18 protein-coding genes and 1 riboswitch are annotated in these 19,112 nt (G+C 49.2%); of the genes, 9 read left to right on the top strand and 9 right to left on the bottom strand.

The annotated features are described in order from the left end of the window. Positions 1-106: 106 nt before the first annotated feature. The gene (locus RJ47_RS12420; RefSeq protein ID WP_039484132.1) at positions 107-1,477 is read right to left on the bottom strand and encodes an NCS2 family permease; all 1,371 of its coding nucleotides are present in this window, start codon (positions 1,475-1,477) and stop codon (positions 107-109) included. 66 nt (positions 1,478-1,543) lie between these two features. Beyond that, positions 1,544-1,643: riboswitch (purine riboswitch) on the bottom strand. Between the two features lie 296 nt (positions 1,644-1,939). Between RJ47_RS12420 and gmk the strand changes: the two genes are divergently transcribed. The 5 genes from gmk (at position 1,940) to recG (ending at position 8,067) form a co-directional block, all read left to right on the top strand. After that, entirely contained in the window at positions 1,940-2,563 is a 624-nt protein-coding gene (gmk, locus tag RJ47_RS12415; protein WP_005472456.1) for a guanylate kinase, read from the top strand. Positions 2,564-2,715: 152 nt separating this feature from the next. After that, the gene (gene rpoZ / locus RJ47_RS12410) at positions 2,716-2,988 is read left to right on the top strand and encodes a DNA-directed RNA polymerase subunit omega (protein WP_005472463.1); all 273 of its coding nucleotides are present in this window, start codon (positions 2,716-2,718) and stop codon (positions 2,986-2,988) included. 41 nt (positions 2,989-3,029) lie between these two features. Continuing rightward, positions 3,030-5,150, top strand: coding sequence for a bifunctional GTP diphosphokinase/guanosine-3',5'-bis pyrophosphate 3'-pyrophosphohydrolase (gene spoT / locus RJ47_RS12405; protein ID WP_039484130.1), 2,121 nt, complete (start codon positions 3,030-3,032; stop codon positions 5,148-5,150). A 74-nt stretch (positions 5,151-5,224) separates the two neighbouring features. Further along, positions 5,225-5,908: a tRNA (guanosine(18)-2'-O)-methyltransferase TrmH gene (gene trmH / locus RJ47_RS12400; protein WP_039484127.1), complete on the top strand. Its 684-nt coding sequence runs from the start codon at positions 5,225-5,227 to the stop codon at positions 5,906-5,908. An 80-nt stretch (positions 5,909-5,988) separates the two neighbouring features. After that, complete coding sequence (recG, locus tag RJ47_RS12395) at positions 5,989-8,067, top strand: ATP-dependent DNA helicase RecG (protein WP_039484126.1); 2,079 nt, start codon at positions 5,989-5,991, stop codon at positions 8,065-8,067. 80 nt (positions 8,068-8,147) lie between these two features. Here recG and cysQ read toward each other — a convergent pair whose 3' ends face one another. The 4 genes from cysQ to RJ47_RS12375 all read right to left on the bottom strand — a co-directional run bounded on the left by cysQ (position 8,148) and on the right by RJ47_RS12375 (position 10,912). Then, a complete protein-coding gene (gene cysQ / locus RJ47_RS12390) occupies positions 8,148-8,975 on the bottom strand; it encodes a 3'(2'),5'-bisphosphate nucleotidase CysQ (RefSeq protein WP_038192387.1) in 828 nt (275 codons plus the stop codon). Between the two features lie 26 nt (positions 8,976-9,001). Next, positions 9,002-9,550: an ADP compounds hydrolase NudE gene (gene nudE, locus RJ47_RS12385; RefSeq protein ID WP_005472520.1), complete on the bottom strand. Its 549-nt coding sequence runs from the start codon at positions 9,548-9,550 to the stop codon at positions 9,002-9,004. A gap of 139 nt (positions 9,551-9,689) precedes the next feature. After that, positions 9,690-10,277 (bottom strand): Fe-S biogenesis protein NfuA, encoded by a 588-nt coding sequence (nfuA, locus tag RJ47_RS12380; RefSeq protein WP_039484124.1) that lies wholly within the window; start codon positions 10,275-10,277, stop codon positions 9,690-9,692. An 89-nt stretch (positions 10,278-10,366) separates the two neighbouring features. Then, complete coding sequence (locus RJ47_RS12375) at positions 10,367-10,912, bottom strand: ComF family protein (RefSeq protein ID WP_419831537.1); 546 nt, start codon at positions 10,910-10,912, stop codon at positions 10,367-10,369. Between the two features lie 231 nt (positions 10,913-11,143). On the opposite strand from RJ47_RS12375, the gene bioH reads away from it, so the two are divergent. After that, on the top strand, positions 11,144-11,941 hold the full coding sequence (gene bioH, locus RJ47_RS12370) for a pimeloyl-ACP methyl ester esterase BioH (protein ID WP_039484119.1): 798 nt from the start codon (positions 11,144-11,146) through the stop codon (positions 11,939-11,941). Positions 11,942-12,058: 117 nt separating this feature from the next. After that, complete coding sequence (locus tag RJ47_RS12365; protein ID WP_005472607.1) at positions 12,059-12,529, top strand: hypothetical protein; 471 nt, start codon at positions 12,059-12,061, stop codon at positions 12,527-12,529. Between the two features lie 82 nt (positions 12,530-12,611). Here RJ47_RS12365 and RJ47_RS12360 read toward each other — a convergent pair whose 3' ends face one another. Both RJ47_RS12360 and greB read right to left on the bottom strand, forming a co-directional pair. Continuing rightward, complete coding sequence (locus RJ47_RS12360) at positions 12,612-14,942, bottom strand: Tex family protein (RefSeq protein WP_039484117.1); 2,331 nt, start codon at positions 14,940-14,942, stop codon at positions 12,612-12,614. Between the two features lie 55 nt (positions 14,943-14,997). Continuing rightward, complete coding sequence (gene greB, locus RJ47_RS12355) at positions 14,998-15,480, bottom strand: transcription elongation factor GreB (RefSeq protein WP_005472596.1); 483 nt, start codon at positions 15,478-15,480, stop codon at positions 14,998-15,000. Positions 15,481-15,651: 171 nt separating this feature from the next. On the opposite strand from greB, the gene ompR reads away from it, so the two are divergent. Both ompR and envZ read left to right on the top strand, forming a co-directional pair. Next, positions 15,652-16,371, top strand: coding sequence for a two-component system response regulator OmpR (ompR, locus tag RJ47_RS12350; protein WP_005472616.1), 720 nt, complete (start codon positions 15,652-15,654; stop codon positions 16,369-16,371). Positions 16,372-16,439: 68 nt separating this feature from the next. Next, complete coding sequence (gene envZ / locus RJ47_RS12345; protein WP_039484115.1) at positions 16,440-17,747, top strand: two-component system sensor histidine kinase EnvZ; 1,308 nt, start codon at positions 16,440-16,442, stop codon at positions 17,745-17,747. Between the two features lie 94 nt (positions 17,748-17,841). On the opposite strand, the gene RJ47_RS12340 is transcribed toward envZ, so the two are convergent. Together RJ47_RS12340 and RJ47_RS12335 are read right to left on the bottom strand one after the other, a co-directional pair. Next, on the bottom strand, positions 17,842-18,609 hold the full coding sequence (locus tag RJ47_RS12340; protein WP_039484113.1) for a type II secretion system protein N: 768 nt from the start codon (positions 18,607-18,609) through the stop codon (positions 17,842-17,844). Between the two features lie 3 nt (positions 18,610-18,612). Continuing rightward, the gene (locus RJ47_RS12335; protein ID WP_005472517.1) at positions 18,613-19,104 is read right to left on the bottom strand and encodes a type II secretion system protein M; all 492 of its coding nucleotides are present in this window, start codon (positions 19,102-19,104) and stop codon (positions 18,613-18,615) included. Positions 19,105-19,112: the final 8 nt, after the last annotated feature.

Below are 19,112 nucleotides of genomic sequence, written 5' to 3'. Positions count from 1 at the left end.
ATCCTTGATTCCATTGCCATATGATAGTGGCCTCAGTGTAACACGGCGTAAGAAATAAAAAATGGCCCTACCGATGTAGAGCCATTAGCAATAAGTCGAACTGCGATTAAAGCAGAATCAGATAACTTAAGAACACAGCACCTAAAACATAGATGACAGGGTGTACTTCTTTGCCTTTACCCGCCACTACCATTGAGAACGCGTAGCTAATAAAGCCCATCGCCATGCCGTTCGCTGGTGAAAAGCTCAATACGGTAAACATAATGGTAAAGAAGGCCGCAATGCGTGACTCTTTCTTCTCCCATTGAATTTGACCAAGACGGCCAATCATGTAGATACCGACCACAACCATCGCTGGCGCAACCATCGCAGCTGAGAAGATAGAGAACAGCGGATATAGGAATAGCGATACGAGGAACAAGCCTGCAACCACTACCGCAGCCAGACCTGTTTTGGCACCTTGGGAAGAGGCGATGCCTGACTCAGAAAAAGCGGTAATGGATGTCGTACCCAAGACTGAACCAATCACAGTACCGCCGGCATCGGCGACCAGTGCCGAACGTGCATTGGGCACCTTGCCATCTTTGTCGATGATGCCCGCATCCCGGCCAACACCAACGATGGTACTCATACCATCAAAGAAGTCGACAATCAGGAAGATCACCACAATAAACAGTAAATCAAACATCTTCTCTGTAGTTAACCCAGACAGGTCGAAAATCGCACCAAAGCTGCCAGACATACTTGGTGGCGCGGTAATGATTTGCTCAGGCAGTGGCGCATTATTCGTGCCCATCACCATATCAGCGATCACCGTCAGCACAATGGCAGACACGAAAGAGATAAAAGTCGCTAACTTAATATCGCGGATCATGCAGCCAAGGGCGATAAATATACTGATATAAGCAATGATCACTTGAGGGTTAGCAATATCGCCCATCCCCACCAGAACAAACTTGTTGTCAACGATGATGCCAGCGTTTTTTAAACCCAAGAAAGCAATAAAGAGCCCCAACGACACCGTAATCGCGTTTTTCAGATCTTCAGGAATGGATTCAATCAACGACTTACGAATATTGGTCAGAGAAAGCAGCAAATACAGCACGCCTGACAAAAAGATACCAAACAGGGCTTCATTCCATACCAAAGCCACAGAGCCGCTCAGCAACATGCCTTTGAAAAAGCCATTCATGCTCATGCCTGGCGCAAGCATCACTGGGTAGTTACCCCAAATTCCCATTATGAGTGTCGCAGCGGCAGCAGCCAATGCTGTCGCCGTAAAAACTGCGCCTTTATCCATGCCTGGAATCCCACCTAGAATCGCAGGGTTCACGGCCAGAATGTAGCTCATGGCGAGGAAAGTAATAAAACCCGCATACAGCTCGGTGCTGACCGTGGTTTTACGCGCTGAAATCTTAAAGATGGACTCAAGAATACCCGGATTGTTTTGGGCTTTGATGGCAGTATCGAGACTCACAAGGAAACCTTAAATGATTGAATAGACGTTATCGGTATCAAATGCTGAATGAGCGGATAGACTTGCCACCATCAAGACAAAAACTGTAGTCACCAAGATAGGCTCGGTGGTAGAAACGTCTAATCCAATTCACTAGACATATACAGCATTTAATCGTTTGCGCGAATTGTACGAATCCCGAGTAAAAACTCAACGCCTTTCTGATAGAAATCACAAAACCAAGCAAACGTTTGCTATCGATCAATAATTCCCGTAAGTCACTCACCGAAGCACAAGCCCCGTTCTGATGTTCACACTAAGATGGGTTGTAGTTGTTCTAAATTGACGATTTGTGCTACTCTTCGCCTCCATTTTTCTGACCTAATTTTCACCATCTCGGCGATCAAGTACGGTCAGTGCTATCTTTAAAATACGTCGATACTTTCTCATCGATAACATCAAACCAAACGTGGAATTGTACCTATGGGCAAAGGCACTCTTTATATCGTATCTGCACCAAGCGGCGCGGGAAAATCGAGCTTGATTTCAGCAATGCTAGAAACCAACCCTACTTACGCAATGAAGGTGTCTGTATCGCATACGACTCGCGGCATGCGCCCTGGGGAGCAAGATGGTGTTCATTACCATTTCGTGCAGAAAGAACACTTTGAAGAGCTGATTGAGCAAGGCGCCTTCCTTGAGTATGCCGAAGTATTCGGTAACTACTACGGTACATCACGTATTTGGATTGAAGAGAACCTAGATAAAGGCATCGACGTATTCCTAGACATCGACTGGCAAGGCGCACGCCAAATCCGTGAGCAAATGCCACAAGCGAAAAGCCTATTTATTTTGCCACCATCAAATGGTGAACTTGAGCGTCGTTTGAATGCTCGAGGCCAAGATAGCGAGGCCGTCATTGCCAAACGCATGGCTGAAGCCAAATCAGAAATTTCACACTACAACGAGTACGACTACGTGATCGTTAATGATGATTTTGACAATGCCCTTATGGACTTCAAAGCCATCATCCGTGCAGAAAGATTGAAGCAAGACAAGCAAGCTGCTAAATATAAAGGCATGCTTGACGCTCTGTTAGCAGAGTAATTTCTATTTTTGCAGGCTGAACCGACAAACGATCTGAGGATCTTTTGATGATCTTTCCTAGCTTGGCTAGATACATAAGTCTAGACACTAGGAACCGTCAGCCTGTATAATTTCTCGTCATACAAAATTTTAGTTAACTATTTGGAGTCCTCATGGCACGCGTAACTGTTCAAGACGCTGTTGAAAAAGTTGGCAACCGTTTCGACCTAGTTCTCATTGCGGCTCGCCGCGCTCGTCAAATGCAAACTGGCGGTAAAGATTCACTAGTGCCAGAAGAGAACGATAAGCCAACGGTTATCGCTCTACGCGAAATCGAAGAAAGCCTTATCACTAAAGAGATCCTAGATGCTCGTGAGCGTCAGGAACAGCAAGAGCAAGAAGCAGCAGAATTAGCAGCAGTAAGCAGCATCGCTCACAACCGCTAATCTGACTCTCTTCACTACAACTATCTTTTCGGGCCTAAAGTTTGTATCTATTCGATAGCCTCAAAGACGTTGCCCAAGAATACCTAACAGAGCCTCAAATTGAGGCTCTGCGTCAATCTTATGTGGTAGCGAAAGACGCCCATGAAGGGCAAACCCGCTCTAGCGGTGAACCGTACATTATCCACCCCGTTGCTGTTGCTCGTATTTTGGCTGAAATGCGCCTTGATATTGAGACTCTCCAAGCGGCACTTCTCCACGATGTGATTGAAGACACCGAAGTCACCAAAGAAGAGTTGGAAGCGCAATTTGGCAATACCGTTGCTGAACTAGTGGATGGTGTATCTAAGCTGGATAAGCTTAAATTTCGTGATCGCAAAGAGGCTCAAGCCGAGAACTTTCGTAAGATGGTCCTTGCCATGGTGCAAGACATCCGCGTTATCCTCATTAAGCTTGCAGACCGTACACACAACATGCGTACGTTAGGTGCACTTCGTCCAGACAAAAAGCGTCGAATCGCCCGCGAAACTCTCGAAATTTACTCTCCTTTGGCTCACCGCCTCGGTATTCACAACATCAAAACTGAGCTAGAAGAGCTTGGCTTTGAAGCCCTCTACCCTAATCGCTATCGCGTCCTCAAAGAGGTGGTTAAGGCGGCTCGTGGTAACCGAAAAGAGATGATTCAGCGCATTCACACTGAGATTGAAGGTCGACTAGAAGAAGTTGGTCTCAAGGCTCGCGTGTTTGGTCGCGAAAAGAACTTGTTCTCCATCTACAACAAGATGAAGACCAAAGAGCAACGCTTCCATACCATTATGGATATTTACGCGTTCCGGGTCGTCGTAGAAAGCGCAGACACCTGTTACCGAGTGTTAGGTCAAGTACACAGTTTGTACAAGCCGCGTCCAGGTCGCATGAAAGATTACATCGCCGTGCCTAAGGCTAACGGCTACCAATCTCTGCACACCTCAATGGTTGGCCCTCATGGCGTGCCTGTTGAAGTACAAATCCGTACCGAAGACATGGACCAAATGGCGGACAAAGGTGTCGCTGCGCACTGGTCATATAAAGGCAACGGCGATCGCTCTGGTACAACGGCTCAGGTCAAAGCGCAGCGTTGGATGCAGAGCCTACTCGAGCTTCAACAAAGTGCAGGCAACTCCTTTGAGTTCATCGAAAACGTAAAATCCGATCTCTTCCCTGATGAGATTTACGTCTTCACGCCAAAAGGTCGAATTGTAGAACTGCCCGTCGGTGCAACCGCCGTTGATTTTGCTTACGCCGTGCATACCGATGTGGGTAACACCTGTGTGGGCGCGCGCGTTGACCGCAACCCTTACCCTTTGAGCAAAGCACTGAAAAACGGTCAGACCATCGAGATCATTAGCGCGCCGGGCGCTCGTCCGAACGCAGCATGGCTCAACTATGTCGTGACATCGCGTGCTCGTACCAAAATTCGTCAAGTACTGAAAACCATGCGCCGCGAAGAGTCCATCACACTGGGTCGTCGTCTGCTCAACCACGCACTGGGTGAATTGTCGCTTTCAGACATTAGCGAAGAGAACATCGCTCACGTCCTCAGCGATCTGAAAGTCGCATCGATTGATGATTTGCTGGCCGATATTGGCTTAGGCGAATTGATGAGTATTGTCATTGCACGCCGCCTACTCGGTGATGCAGATGAACTCACCGAGGTCGCAGGACCCGATGACAACTCGAAGAAAAAACTGCCGATCCGTGGAGCAGAAGGTTTACTCCTCACTTTCGCTAACTGTTGTCACCCAATTCCAGATGACCACATCATTGCCCATGTCTCTCCAGGTCGCGGCTTAGTGGTTCACCGTGAAACCTGTCCTAACGTGCGCGGCTACCAAAAAGAGCCTGACAAGTACATGGCGGTAGAATGGTCTGCCGAATACGACCAAGAGTTCATTACTGAATTAAGAGTCGATGTGCAAAATCGTCAAGGTGCACTGGCAGAGCTAACCAATGTTATCTCCAAGACAGGGTCCAACATTCATGGTTTGTCGACCGAAGAGCGAGACGGCCGACTCTATACCGTGACGGTACTGCTGACCACCAAAGATCGTGTTCACCTTGCTGGCATCATGCGCAAGATTAAAGCTATGCCGCAGACACTCAAGGTTCGCCGTCGTAAGAATTAATCAACTCACTCGTTGAATCTAAATGTCCTTGAAGCCACTGGTTTCAGGGACATTTTTGTAAGTAAGTAATTGTTATGAATTTAGAACGCTACAACCGAATCCAAGAAGTCCTTAAAGCTCGCCAAGCAGACCTCACACTCTGCTTGGAAGAAGTGCATAAGCCAAACAATGTTTCTGCCGTTATTCGCACTGCCGATGCTACGGGAGTTCATAAAGTCCATGCGGTCTGGCCAAATGAAATGCGCACACTCAGCCATACTTCAGCAGGCGCGCGCAATTGGGTCGACGTTGAAACCCATGACTCTATCGAAGACGCCATCAATGAGCTGAAAGCACAAGGCATGCAAGTCCTTGTGACCAACTTGTCCGAAACCGCAGTCGATTTTCGCGAGATTGATTACACCAAACCGACCGCGATCATTTTAGGCAGCGAAAAGACGGGCGCATCCGAGCAAGCGAAACAACTGGCCGATCAAGATATCATCATCCCTATGATTGGCATGGTTCAATCACTCAACGTCTCTGTGGCAAGCGCGGTCATCCTGTATGAAGCGCAGCGCCAACGTGAAGCCGCAGGTATGTACGACAACGAAGTCAGCGCCATTCCTGAAGAAGTCATCCATCGAACCCTATTTGAACGCGGTCATCCTGTTCTGGCGAAAGTCGCCAAACGCAAAGGCCTGGCCTACCCACCGCTCGATGACCAAGGCCAAATCGTCGCCGATGAGTCTTGGTGGGCTGAAATGCAGAAGAAGTAACCAGCCAAAAATCCCTGTACAAAAACACAGCTCGGTGGTTAACTATCTAGATTAGATTGAATGACTGACCGAGCCTTGCTATGTCCCAACTGCTATCTGCGATTCCATTAACTTCTCTCACCGGTGTGGGAGCAAAAGTGGCTGAGAAACTGGCAAAAGTTGGGCTTCACTCCGTCCAAGACTTGCTTTTCCATCTTCCACTGCGCTACGAAGACCGGACTCGAATCTACCCAATCGCCAAACTGCATGCGGGCCTATGGGCGGCGGTCCAAGGCAAAGTAATGGCCGTCGATACGCTGTTCGGTAAGCGAAAAATGCTGACAGTGAAACTGAGCGATGGCAACGGCACGATTACGCTGCGCTTTTTCAACTTTACCGCTGCAATGAAGAACAATTTCGCAGAAGGCAAAACTGTTCATGCTTATGGAGAAGTCAAACGCGGTGGCTTTGGTTTAGAGATTGTCCATCCAGACTACAAGTTTTACGCCCCAAATCAGAAAACCGACGTTGAGGAAACACTGACGCCGGTCTACCCAACCACAGAAGGATTACGCCAGATCACTCTGCGTAATCTGACAGAGCAAGCTTTGGCACTACTGGATAAATCAGCCGTGCAAGAGCTGCTTCCTGCAGGGTTATACGATCACCAAATCACACTCGGGCAGGCGCTACATACCATTCATCGCCCACCACCCAACATGGATTTAGACCAATTTGATGAAGGGAAGAATCCAGCGCAAATTCGCCTGATCATGGAAGAGCTACTGGCACAAAATCTCTCGATGCTGTCGGTTCGCAGTAAGGGCCAACAAGACGCAGCGCTACCTCTGGGTGAGTCACATAAACTCAAACAGCAACTGCTCAACCAATTGCCGTTCACGCCAACCAATGCTCAAGCACGAGTCGTGGGCGAGATAGAACAAGATTTGGCTAAGCCCCACCCGATGATGCGCTTGGTGCAAGGCGACGTTGGCTCAGGTAAAACCTTAGTCGCTGCTTTAGCTGCAGTGCGCGCTCTTGAGCACGGCTATCAAGTCGCTCTTATGGCGCCAACTGAGCTTCTCGCAGAGCAGCACGCAATCAACTTTGCTAACTGGTTTGAACCCATGGGCATCAAGGTTGGCTGGCTGGCGGGCAAACTAAAAGGCAAAGCCAAAGAGGCCGAGTTAGCTCGCATTGCCAGCGGCGAAGCGCAAATGGTGGTCGGCACTCACGCGCTCTTTCAAGAACATGTTGCTTTTGATCATCTCGCGTTAGTCATCATTGATGAACAACACCGATTTGGTGTTCATCAACGTCTTGAACTGCGTGAAAAAGGCGAAAAACAAGGGACCTACCCACACCAGTTGATCATGACAGCGACACCGATCCCGCGCACCTTGGCGATGACCGCTTATGCGGATCTAGAAACCTCAGTCATTGACGAGCTCCCACCAGGCAGGACGCCAATTCAAACCGTCGCCATTCCCGATACAAAACGAGACGATATTGTTGAGCGAGTCAGAAATGCCTGCCTCAACGAGGGTAAGCAAGCGTATTGGGTGTGCACATTAATTGATGAATCTGAGGTGTTAGAGGCTCAAGCTGCTGCTGATACCGCCGAGGAGCTACAACGTAAATTGCCAGACGTGAAGATTGGCTTGGTCCACGGCCGCATGAAGCCGGCAGAGAAACAAGCTGTGATGCAGGATTTCAAAGACAACAAACTGCACCTGCTGGTTGCCACAACGGTCATTGAAGTTGGCGTTGATGTGCCTAACTCTAGCTTGATGATCATCGAAAACCCCGAGCGCTTGGGTTTGGCGCAGTTGCACCAGCTGCGTGGTCGTGTAGGTCGAGGCAGCGTTGCCAGCCATTGTGTGCTGCTCTACCATTCACCCCTATCGAAAACCGCGCAAAAGCGCCTAGCCGTGCTACGTGAAAGTAACGATGGCTTTGTGATTGCACAGCGTGATTTAGAGATTCGAGGCCCAGGTGAGTTATTAGGCACCAAACAAACGGGCATGGCGGATTTTAAGATTGCAGACTTAGTGCGCGATCAACGCTTAATCCCTGAAGTGCAACGTATCGCTCGCCATATACACGATCATTACCCCGACAACGCTGCAGCGATTATTGACCGCTGGTTAGGTGATAGGGACGTGTACTCCAAAGCGTAGCAAGAAAGCGATACCAGATACGAAGAAACAAAAAAGGAGCCACTCTTAACAAGTGTCTCCTTTTGCTTTCGCGCTAGCCGCTAATCTTTGACCTTAAGAATCTCGTCCCAAGGTAAGGTTTCATCACCCAAGACGATAAAGTTTGGGTTTTCCAGTGACTCACGCTCGTTGTATGAGAGTGGCGCAAGTTGTGTACTGAGGATTCGACCTCCGGCTTCTTCCACAATGCACTGCGTCGCCGCGGTGTCCCACTCCCCAGTGGGGCCCAAACGAAGGTAGCAATCCACCGCTCCTTCCGCAACCAAACACGCTTTTAGCGCCGCCGAGCCCAAAGGAACCAGGTCGTAATTCCACGCACTGCTCATACGGTTTGTAATGCGATTAATGTCCTGACGACGGCTAATCGCAATGGCAATAGGGTGCGCCTGTCCATCATGCTGATGCGTATTGATGCTCACACTCTCACTCATGTCAGGGATTTTCCAAGCCCCTTTTCCTTGATAGGCATAATACGTGACCCCAGAAACGGGGCCGTACACCACACCCATCACAGGTTTGTTGTCTTCAACCAAGGCAATAATGGTCGCAAAGTCCCCACTGCGTGCAATGAACTCTTGAGTGCCATCCAGCGGGTCCACCAACCAATAGCGACTCCATTGTGAGCGCTGCTCCAAACTAATATCCGCCGCCTCTTCCGATAACACAGGAATATCAGGCGTCAGTTCTGACAGTTTCTCAACAATCAGTTTGTGTGCCGCGATGTCAGCACTGGTAACGGGGGTCTCATCACTTTTTGTGTACTCTTGATACTCTTTTTTCTCATAGATATCGAGAATAAGCTGCCCGGCTGAACGGGCGACTTCAATCACTGCAGGCAAATGATGGGAAAGGTCTTCTGTCATTGGCATAATCCATCCTTATCACTCTGCTTTATTTATGGTTTTAAGGTACGCAGAGCGAGTAGCAACGCGGTAATACTGCGCGCTTCGCAAAAATCGAGATGAGTGAGGAGCTCTTCGGCTTGCGCAAGAGGCCAACGAATGATCTCTAGCGGCTCTGGCTCATCACCCTCTAACTGTTCTGAGTATAGATCCTCTGCAATAAACAGGGTCATTTTGCTGGAGAAATAAGACGGTGCTAAGACCACATCTTTCAGTGGCGTCAGCTTACGTGCGCCAAAACCGATCTCTTCTTTAAGCTCTCGATCAGCCGCGTCAAACGGCGTTTCTCCTGGGTCAATCAGACCTTTAGGGAACCCCAACTCGTAACGCTCGGTTCCCGCAGCATACTCTCGCACCAAGAGTAAATCACCCTGCTCTGTCACAGGCACCATCATGACGGCATTGCGACCACTGGGCTTCATACGCTCATAAGTGCGTTCTTCACCGTTACTAAAACGCAAATCCATCGCCTCAATGGTAAACAATCGTGATTGTGCAACGGCTTGTTTAGCCAGAATTTCTGGTGGGTTCCGTTTCGCCATGAACGCGCTCCTTAGCATAAGATGAAGCTATTAATATATGAGAAATTGCTCTCGTTTGAAATCAAAAAAAGGGCTGACTTTTCCGTCAACCCTTTGTATTGCATATGGTTAAACATGAACGCTCATGCACCACACGATATTAGTAGTAAGAGTGCTCACCACGATCGTGCTCTGTTGCATCACGGACAGCCGTTAGCTCACCTTCAAACTGTTGAAGGAGCTCTTTTTCGATGCCTTCTTTTAGTGTCACATCAACCATTGAACAGCCGTTACAACCACCACCAAACGCGACGATAGCAATGCCTTCTTCAGTGATTTCCACCAAGTTAACGTGGCCACCGTGACCTGCAAGCTGAGGGTTCACTTGAGTTTGAATCACATACTCAACGCGCTCTACCAAAGGTGCGTCGTCAGACACTTTACGCATCTTGGCATTCGGTGCTTTCAACGTCAGCTGAGAGCCCATTTTGTCTGTCACAAAGTCGATTTCAGCGTCTTCAAGAAACGGCAGGCTAAGTTCATCAACGAACGCAGAAAAGTGCTCGTATGTCAGCTCAGTATCCGTTGACTCAACCGCTTCCGGTGGGCAGTAAGAAACGCCACACTCTGCGTTTTGAGTTCCTGGGTTCACAACGAATACACGAATGTTAGTACCTTCTGGCTGTTGGCTCAGAAGATTAGCAAAATGCGACTGTGCATTTTCTGTAATTGTAATAGGATTTGACACGACGAATACCTGAGTAAATTTGTAGGATATTTGGTCACCATTCTACTCCTGATTTTGCCAAGATCTAGCCCTTGACGACGAAAACTCGTCTAGTCGCTCTTATCTGCTGGTTCAGGAGTACGGCATATCGTGTAAATATCAACGCTTTCGACGCCCGCATCAAGCAGTAATTTGCATAAATGATGCACCGTACTGCCTGTGGTGAGAACATCATCAACAATCGCAACACGTTTTGCTGCCCCCCCACCTTTGAGTGTAAAAACTTGATGCAAGTTCGCCATACGCTGCTGACGATTTTTCCCCTGCTGAGGGGATGTCGCGCGGACTCGCTTAAAGAGAGGGGAATACAACACCTTCAGTTGACGAGCAATCGCCATCGCCAATAACTCACTTTGATTGAAACCACGATGACCATGACGTCGCCAATGTAAGGGCACCGACGTAATAAGAGGTGCAGGGTCACTCACTGTTGGAACGAACAGTTCTGCTAGTTTTTCCGCCACCCAAAACTGACGCTCGTATTTAAGTTGATGAACATAGCGAGACAAGGGCGCTTGATAGTCACCCACGCAGTACAGTTTTGACCAAAGTGGCGGTGATGTTAAACAGCGACCACACTCAAGAACGTCAGACACCGTTGGCAACCCGCACCGCTGACACCGAGGTTGAGGCGCAAAGTACGCCAAACAATGCTCGCACAACCAAGAGAGCTTTTGCTCACCGACAACCCTGAGGCCACACACCTCACATTGCACAGGCAACAGGTCTGTTATGTACTTCTTTCTCCAATGCGATAACATAGCCTTTCTGCACGATTTGTCGGCAATACGTCGTGCTATTGTGGCCCGATTGAGCACAGCAAAAGGATGAGAAAAGTGGTACAGACTGAGAGCACAACAACGTCTCTGCATTGGCAAAGTTCTGGCGAAGGCCAAGATTTGGTGTTACTCCACGGTTGGGGGATGAACGGCGCAGTTTGGCATCAGGCCGTGGAAGAGCTCAGCCAGTGCTATCGCGTCCATGTCGTCGACCTGCCTGGTTTTGGTCATAGCCACCAGCACCATTTTGATTCCATTGAACAGATGGCTGAACTGGTCCTTACCGACGCCCCGCAGCAAGCCGTTTGGTTGGGCTGGTCACTGGGTGGTTTGCTCGCAACACACATCACCGCGCATCACCCAGAGCGAGTTACCAAGCTGATTACCGTTGCTAGCTCTCCAAAATTTGCCGCAGAACGTCCGTGGCGAGGCATTCAACCCAACGTATTGTCAGCATTCACAGAGCAATTGGTCGAAGATTTTCAACTGACGATTGAGCGGTTTATGGCACTTCAAGCGATGGGGAGCCCCTCAGCACGTCAGGACGTGAAAGCCCTAAAAAAAGCGGTATTATCACGACCAACGCCCAACCCTAAGTCATTGCTCGCGGGCTTAAACTTGCTGGCAGACATCGATTATCGCGATCTGCTCTCTAGTATCGAAATCCCGACCTTACGTCTGTACGGACGATTGGATGGCCTGGTACCTGCTAAAGTGGCGAGCGATGTCGATAAAATCATGCCTCTGAGTGAGAGTTATATGTTTGGCGCGTCATCTCACGCCCCCTTCATGACAGAACTTCATGAGTTTTGTCAGCAAGTTAGTCGCTTCATCAGTGAGAAATAACAATTTATTACACTCGATACGCTAAATTTTTGACTCCATTGGTCGATAAATAAGCAAGCCAAGAAAATAGCGCCACAACGCGTTATCAGTACGGGCTGGGCGTGAGGAGGTAAAGCGATGCTCGTATCACCTACTAACGTAAGTGTGCCGCTAATCGCCCCATCGGTGAATGTTCAAACGGAGCAGACAGCACGCGACAATAAAGTGCGCGAACCTGTCCCAGCGACGATTGCATTGGCTAAAAGTAATGCAGAGCGACAAGTCAAAGCAGACGATAAGCGGCGCAAACAATCTTCTTGGGATCCTGCGGAGCATCCAGGCTACGATGCGGGAGAGCAAGATGAGGTGGGTGTTGCGATTCAGGAAGCCCCGCAAGATACACTCGAGCGAATCTTTCAACTGCTTGCCCTGAATAGCTACAGTGAAACTCAAGGCAAAGGCTACGCAATGCGCTTTCGGTTACCCAAACGCATCATCGATGCGGCGATAACAGAGGGCAAAATGGAAAAACGACGAACCGTGATTAAGTTTCACTATGGTCACGCCGTTGCTCCCAATACGCCTTCTGATGTCATAGCGGTGTTGTAGTACCTACATCAGTTAGGAAATACCGAAAAAAATCCCCGCTCCTGAAAGGACGGGGATTTGTTTTTAAATCTGAGCTTATCGGTTAGCGCTTCGCCTTAGCAAAGGCCGCTGCAAATGCGCCCCCCATTGCGCTGTTGCCACTTGACTCATCACGGCGACGTTGACCGCCAGACTTGTTGTGCGTTTGGCGCTGCTGACCACGAGGCGCCGATGAACGTTGCGCTCGATTGTCTTGCCCCGGCTCATCCGTTAAACGCATCGAAAGACCAATGCGCTTACGCTGCACGTCCACTTCCATCACTTTCACTTTAACAATGTCGCCCGCTTTAACCACTTCACGAGGGTCAGCAACGTACTTGTCGGTCAGTGCCGAAATATGCACTAAGCCATCTTGATGGACGCCAATATCCACGAATGCACCGAAATTCGCCACATTGGACACCACCCCTTCCAGCACCATCCCCGGCTCCAAATCGGATATAGAGTTCACCCCTTCAGCAAAGGTCGCAGTTTTAAACTCAGGACGCGGATCTCGACCTGGCTTGTCGAGCTCTTTGATGATGTCCGTTACCGTTGGTAAACCAAAGCTATCATCTGTGTAATCAACCGCATGTAAACCGCGTAAGAATTGAGTATCGCCAATCAGAGATTTCACATCTTTACTGTTTTTCTCTGCGATCGCTTTCACCACAGGGTACGCTTCTGGGTGAACCGAAGAGGCATCAAGCGGATTTTTGCCATCCATAATTCTTAAGAAGCCCGCACACTGCTCAAACGCTTTAGGCCCAAGACGAGCGACCTTCTTCAATGTGGTGCGTGCTTCAAAACGGCCATGCTCATCGCGGTAATCCACGATGTTTTGCGCGATAGTGCTAGAGAGCCCCGCCACGCGAGTCAGTAGTGCTGGAGAGGCGGTGTTCACATCCACACCCACCGCGTTTACACAATCTTCAACCACCGCATCAAGACGTTTTGCCAGCATTGATTGGCTAACATCATGTTGGTATTGGCCGACACCGATTGATTTCGGGTCAATTTTAACCAGCTCTGCTAGAGGGTCTTGGAGACGACGAGCAATCGATACTGCGCCGCGCAATGACACGTCTAGATTTGGGAACTCTTTCGCAGCAAGCTCAGACGCAGAGTAAACCGATGCGCCCGCTTCGCTGACCATGATCTTCTGCACTTTGAGATTATTGCGCTTAATAAGATCAGCCACAAAACTGTCTGTTTCACGCGAAGCGGTACCATTACCAATCGCAATCAGATCAACATTAAATTGCTTAACCATAGCGGCGACCACTTGGGCAGATTTGTCATACTGATTTTGCGGTGGATGTGGGTAGATGGTTTCAGTGGCAAGAACTTTACCTGTCGAGTCCACCACCGCAATCTTCGACCCAGTACGCAAACCAGGGTCAAGACCCAGAGTTGCACGCGGGCCAGCAGGCGCTGCCATCAACAAGTCTTTTAAGTTGGTAGCAAACACTTCAATCGCTTCAATTTCAGCGCGCTCTTTCATAGCGCCCATCAACTCGGTTTCCATATGCATTGAAACCTTGATGCGCCATGCCCAACTAATGACCTGTTTACGCCAGCCATCCGCCGGCGCACTACTCAATGAAATGCCGTAATGATCCGCGATGATGGTTTCGCAGTACGATTGGCGAACGCCCTCTTCTTGCTCAGGATCCGCATTCATCGACAAAGTAAGGAAGCCTTCGTTACGGCCGCGTAGCATGGCTAAAGCGCGGTGCGAAGGGACTTTGCTCAAGGCTTCGTTGTGCTCAAAATAGTCTTTAAACTTCTCGCCTTCACGCTCCTTGCCTTCAACCACACGAGCCACCAGCTCAGCATTGCGATTAAGGTGATGGCGAATTTTTTCTAGCAGGTTGGCGTCTTCTGCAATACGCTCCATGATGATCGCGCGGGCACCGTCGAGCGCCGCTTTGGCATCTGCCACGCCTTTGTCAGCAGAGATGTAGCGCTCAGCTTCACTATCTGGGTCGGTTTGCGGTTCATTCCATAGCTTATCCGCCAAAGGCTCTAGACCCGCTTCAATCGCGATTTGGCCTTTAGTACGGCGTTTAGGCTTGTAAGGCAGGTATAAATCTTCAAGGCGAGTTTTGCTGTCCGCTTGATTGATTTCCGCTTCAAGTTCCGCACTCAATTTACCCTGTTCTTGAATCGACTTGAGAATCGTCTGACGACGGTCATCCAGTTCACGCAGGTAAGATAAACGGCTATCTAGATTACGCAGTTGGGTATCATCCAACCCACCCGTCACCTCTTTACGGTAACGAGCAATAAATGGGACTGTGTTGCCATCATCAATCAAGTTAACAGCAGCAGTAACTTGCTCAGTACGAACATTCAGTTCTTGAGCAATCATATGACAGATAGCTTGGCTCATCCGTTGAATCTCTTTCTTTATGTTTCGGGTCTATATGGGGGCAGGCAGGCAAAATCTAAAGTGACGCCTTGTAGTCGATACGATTGACAAACCAATCTTTGAAGCCGTCTGGCGTTTTAACGCTAAACTCGTCGTCTACTTCTTTTTTAAGCAACGCACGCGCCATTGGCGAGTCGATAGAAATATAGCCTTTCGCATCGCCATAGATTTCATCAGGGCCAACGATTCGAAACGACTTTACATCGCCATCTTCGTTTTCAATCTCCACCCAAGCGCCAAAGAAGACTTTGCCTTCTTGCTGAGGCGAATAATCCACCACTTTGACTTGTTCCAAACGCTTACGTAAATATCGAACACGACGGTCGATTTCACGCAGACGCTTCTTGTTGTACTGGTAATCTGCGTTCTCACTGCGATCGCCTAGGCTGGCGGCCCACGTCACTTTCTTCGTCACCTCTGGGCGTTCTTCTTTCCACAGAAAATCGAGTTCTTTCTTAAGTCGATCAAAGCCTTCACGCGTAATTAGGTTTGTTTTCATGTTTCTGACGATATTGAATTGAATATGACGTATACATTAGCTAAAAAGGAAATAAACGTTAACAATTCTTTGCGCCACTTTAGTCAGAACAGTGTTACATTTTGACGGTTAAAAAAGGGCAACTGAGCCCGGTCCTGAGCGCTAAGCGTATTTGATAGGTGGAATCACTACATGCAAGAAAATTACAAGATTTTAGTCGTTGATGACGATGCACGCCTGCGTGCACTGCTAGAGCGTTACTTGTCTGAGCAGGGATTCCAGGTACGCAGCGTTGCCAATAGCGAGCAGATGGACCGACTACTGACCCGTGAAAACTTTCACCTTATGGTGCTCGATTTGATGCTTCCGGGTGAAGATGGCTTATCGATTTGTCGCCGCCTGCGCAATGCAAATAACATGCTGCCAATCCTGATGCTTACAGCCAAAGGGGACGAAGTGGATCGTATCGTCGGTCTTGAAGTGGGTGCCGATGATTACCTGCCAAAACCATTTAACCCTCGCGAGTTGCTGGCGCGCATTAAAGCGGTTTTGCGTCGCCAAACGACAGAGCTGCCAGGCGCACCAAGCAGTGAAGAGTCGGTGGTCGAGTTTGGCGATTTTCGTTTAAACCTAGGGACACGTGAAATGTTCCGCGGAGAAGAAGCGATGCCACTGACTTCCGGTGAGTTTGCAGTACTCAAAGCACTGGTCACCAATGCGCGTGAGCCAATGTCTCGAGATAAATTGATGAACATGGCGCGCGGCCGAGAATACTCTGCGATGGAGCGCTCCATCGACGTCCAAATCTCGCGCCTACGTCGTATGCTTGAGGTCGACCCAAGCAAGCCGCGTTATATTCAAACCGTTTGGGGGCTAGGTTACGTTTTTGTCCCCGATGGCAAAGAAGCCTAATTTGAATTCTGCTAAAGTGCGAGACATTGTCTCGCACTTTTTGTTTTCCTACTAGCAAGGTTGTTGATATGCGTATTCGCAGCTCATTTACTCAATCTATCGTCATTTTCCTTACACTGCTGATCGCTAGCCAAATTTATTCCTACTATGCGGTGTTTAACTACGCCCTCATGCCGAGCTTGCAGCAGTTCAATAAAATCCTCAGCCACGAAATCAACTTAATGCTTGATGACTCTGCCAATCTTGAGGATGAACTGGCGCTGGATGCACCTCTACGCCGTCGAGTATTAGAGCAACTAGGTGTCACCATTCACGCGGAAGATAGCGCCATCGCCGATGAGTATTACCACGCGGTAAGTATCGATCTCATGAGTGAAGAGATGAGCAACGAACTTGGCTCTCCTACCGATGTACGCATGATGCTGGGCTCGGAAAGCTACGTCTTGTGGATGAAAATAGACTCCCTTCCCGGCTCCTTGTTGCGCATTCCTTTATCAGAACTGCAAGAGGAAGACTTTACGCCGCTGTTTCGCAATAGCTTAATTATGGCATTGCTGATCATTGCCGGAGGCTGGCTGTTTATCCGATTGCAAAATCGCCCTCTTATCGCGCTTGAACGGGCAGCGAAAGGCGTCGGCCGAGGAGAAATACCCCCTCCGATTCCTGAAAAAGGCGCGTCAGAAATTCGTTCGGTGACTCGAGCCTTTAACCAAATGTCGAAAGGCATTCAAGCGCTCGAAGAAGATCGCGCACTGCTGATGGCGGGGATCAGCCATGACCTTCGAACGCCGCTAACTCGCATTCGCCTCGCAACAGAAATGATGTCGCCAGAAGACAGTTATCTGGCCGAGGGCATCATTGGCGATACCGAAGAATGTAATGAAATCATCAGTCAATTTATGGACTACCTTAAACCTGTAAACAAACAGTCGTTTATTGAGGTCGATTTGAACGACATTGCAGATGATGTCGCCTCATCGGAAGGCGGTTATGAAGTGCAAATAGAAACGCAGCTCTACCAGCCGATGAAAGAAACCCTCGGAAGCCCGATTGCTATTAAGCGCGCGGTAAGCAACTTGGTGGTGAACGCTCTGCGTTATGGCAACGGATGGGTCAAGGTGAGCACAGGTATTACTGCCGACAGCAAACTGGTTTGGGTCTGCGTAGAAGATAACGGGCCCGGTATTGAACAAAGCCAGATCGGTAAACTGTTTGAACCCTTTACACGAGGCGACACGGCACGCGGAAGTGAAGGGACGGGCTTAGGTTTAGCGATAGTGAAGCGCATCGTTAGCCAGCACAACGGCTCCGTCATTGTAAACAACCGCAGCGGCGGTGGGTTAAAAGTACAAATCAGCTTTCCTGTTATGAAATAGTTTTTCAGGTGCTCATGTCACGCTCTGACCTGATACGCTTTTCGAGAGCATAAGAAAAGGCCGCTGTTCACGCGGCCTTTGTTGTTGATGAGATTTAGAGTCTTAAGCGTCCATTATAGTTGAAGCGATATCTCCCCTGCCCGTCGGGCGTAGGTAACCAACTTAACTGCTCACGAAACGCCGCTGGGAACTCTTCTCCCGGCTTAAACCAAGCGCTGCTTTGGTAATTGTGATTTGGCTGAACAACCACTTCGGCGGCACTTTCAACCTGAGAACTGCGTTGGTCCCCTTTGATGGTAACGGTGCTATCACTGCAGGTGAAATTCGCCACAATCGGGCCGACTTGCAGATCTTCCACTGGCGTGCCAATTGTGTCCGTGTTCCACACCACACTGCCTTCTGCTGTTTGGCAATACGGCGCTGCGTAAGTCAGGTGTTTCACACTAAGCTCAACTTGCCCAGTTAACTCGAGCGGAATCGGCAAACGAGGTGCGAATGCTAGCACCTGCTCAACAGGCAAAGAGGCAATGAGGTTCTCTGCATAGGCGCCCGACAAACGGTAACCAACAACACCTCTACCCGTCAGCTGCATATCGCTGCCACGACCAAAACGGATTTGTGCTTCCGCTTTCCCTGAGAATAACTTGCTTGGTTGGAACTGCCACTGAACTTGACCAAAGTTATCTCGTTGCCAGCTCACGCTCTGCGCGCGGCCATTCCATAGCGTTCCTTCAACGCCATTTAACTGCAAAGCGCTCGGGAGTGGTGCGTATTTCACAACCAACTGCGCTGGAAGGTGTACAACCGCACTGGTGACAAAAATCACAACCAGTAACAAAGTGAGTAAGATTACTTTTTTCACACATTACCCCTTGGTCAACTGTAAACGCTTCACTTCCACCATCCCTTCGCGATCGCCTTTGTCGATATCAAGGAAGCTAACCAAAATACCGTGATCTTCCTGCAAGGCCGTAATCCATTCAACAAACTGGTTAAAAGGCATCGGCGCAATCCACACTTGCAACTGTTCACCACGAGGCTGGACTCGAACCAGTTCCACCTTGTAGCGACGAGCGGACGAAGATACGGCTTGATTGAGAGGCTGACCAGAAACGACTTTACCCGTCTGGCTGCGCAACTGGCTGATCTCATCTGCTTTCTCTTTTACCCAAGACAGCAACTGCTTTTCACTTTGGATACGCATTTGCGCAGCCTCTGCGCGTTCAGACACGGGCTGAATCACGCCCCAATAAAGGCTACCCAATGCGATAAACGCCGAGCAGATCATCACTAAACGCTGCTCGCGTGGGGTTATTTTGCTCCACCAAGTTTGGAGCGGGGCTAATAATGCGTTCATGTGCGCTC

Origin of the sequence: Vibrio sinaloensis, from assembly GCF_000808535.1 — a bacterium.
Taxonomy (GTDB): Bacteria; Pseudomonadota; Gammaproteobacteria; order Enterobacterales; family Vibrionaceae; genus Vibrio; species Vibrio sinaloensis_D.
The sequence above is the reverse complement of the archived record's forward strand: the minus strand, read 5'-3'. Positions and strand labels throughout refer to the sequence as shown.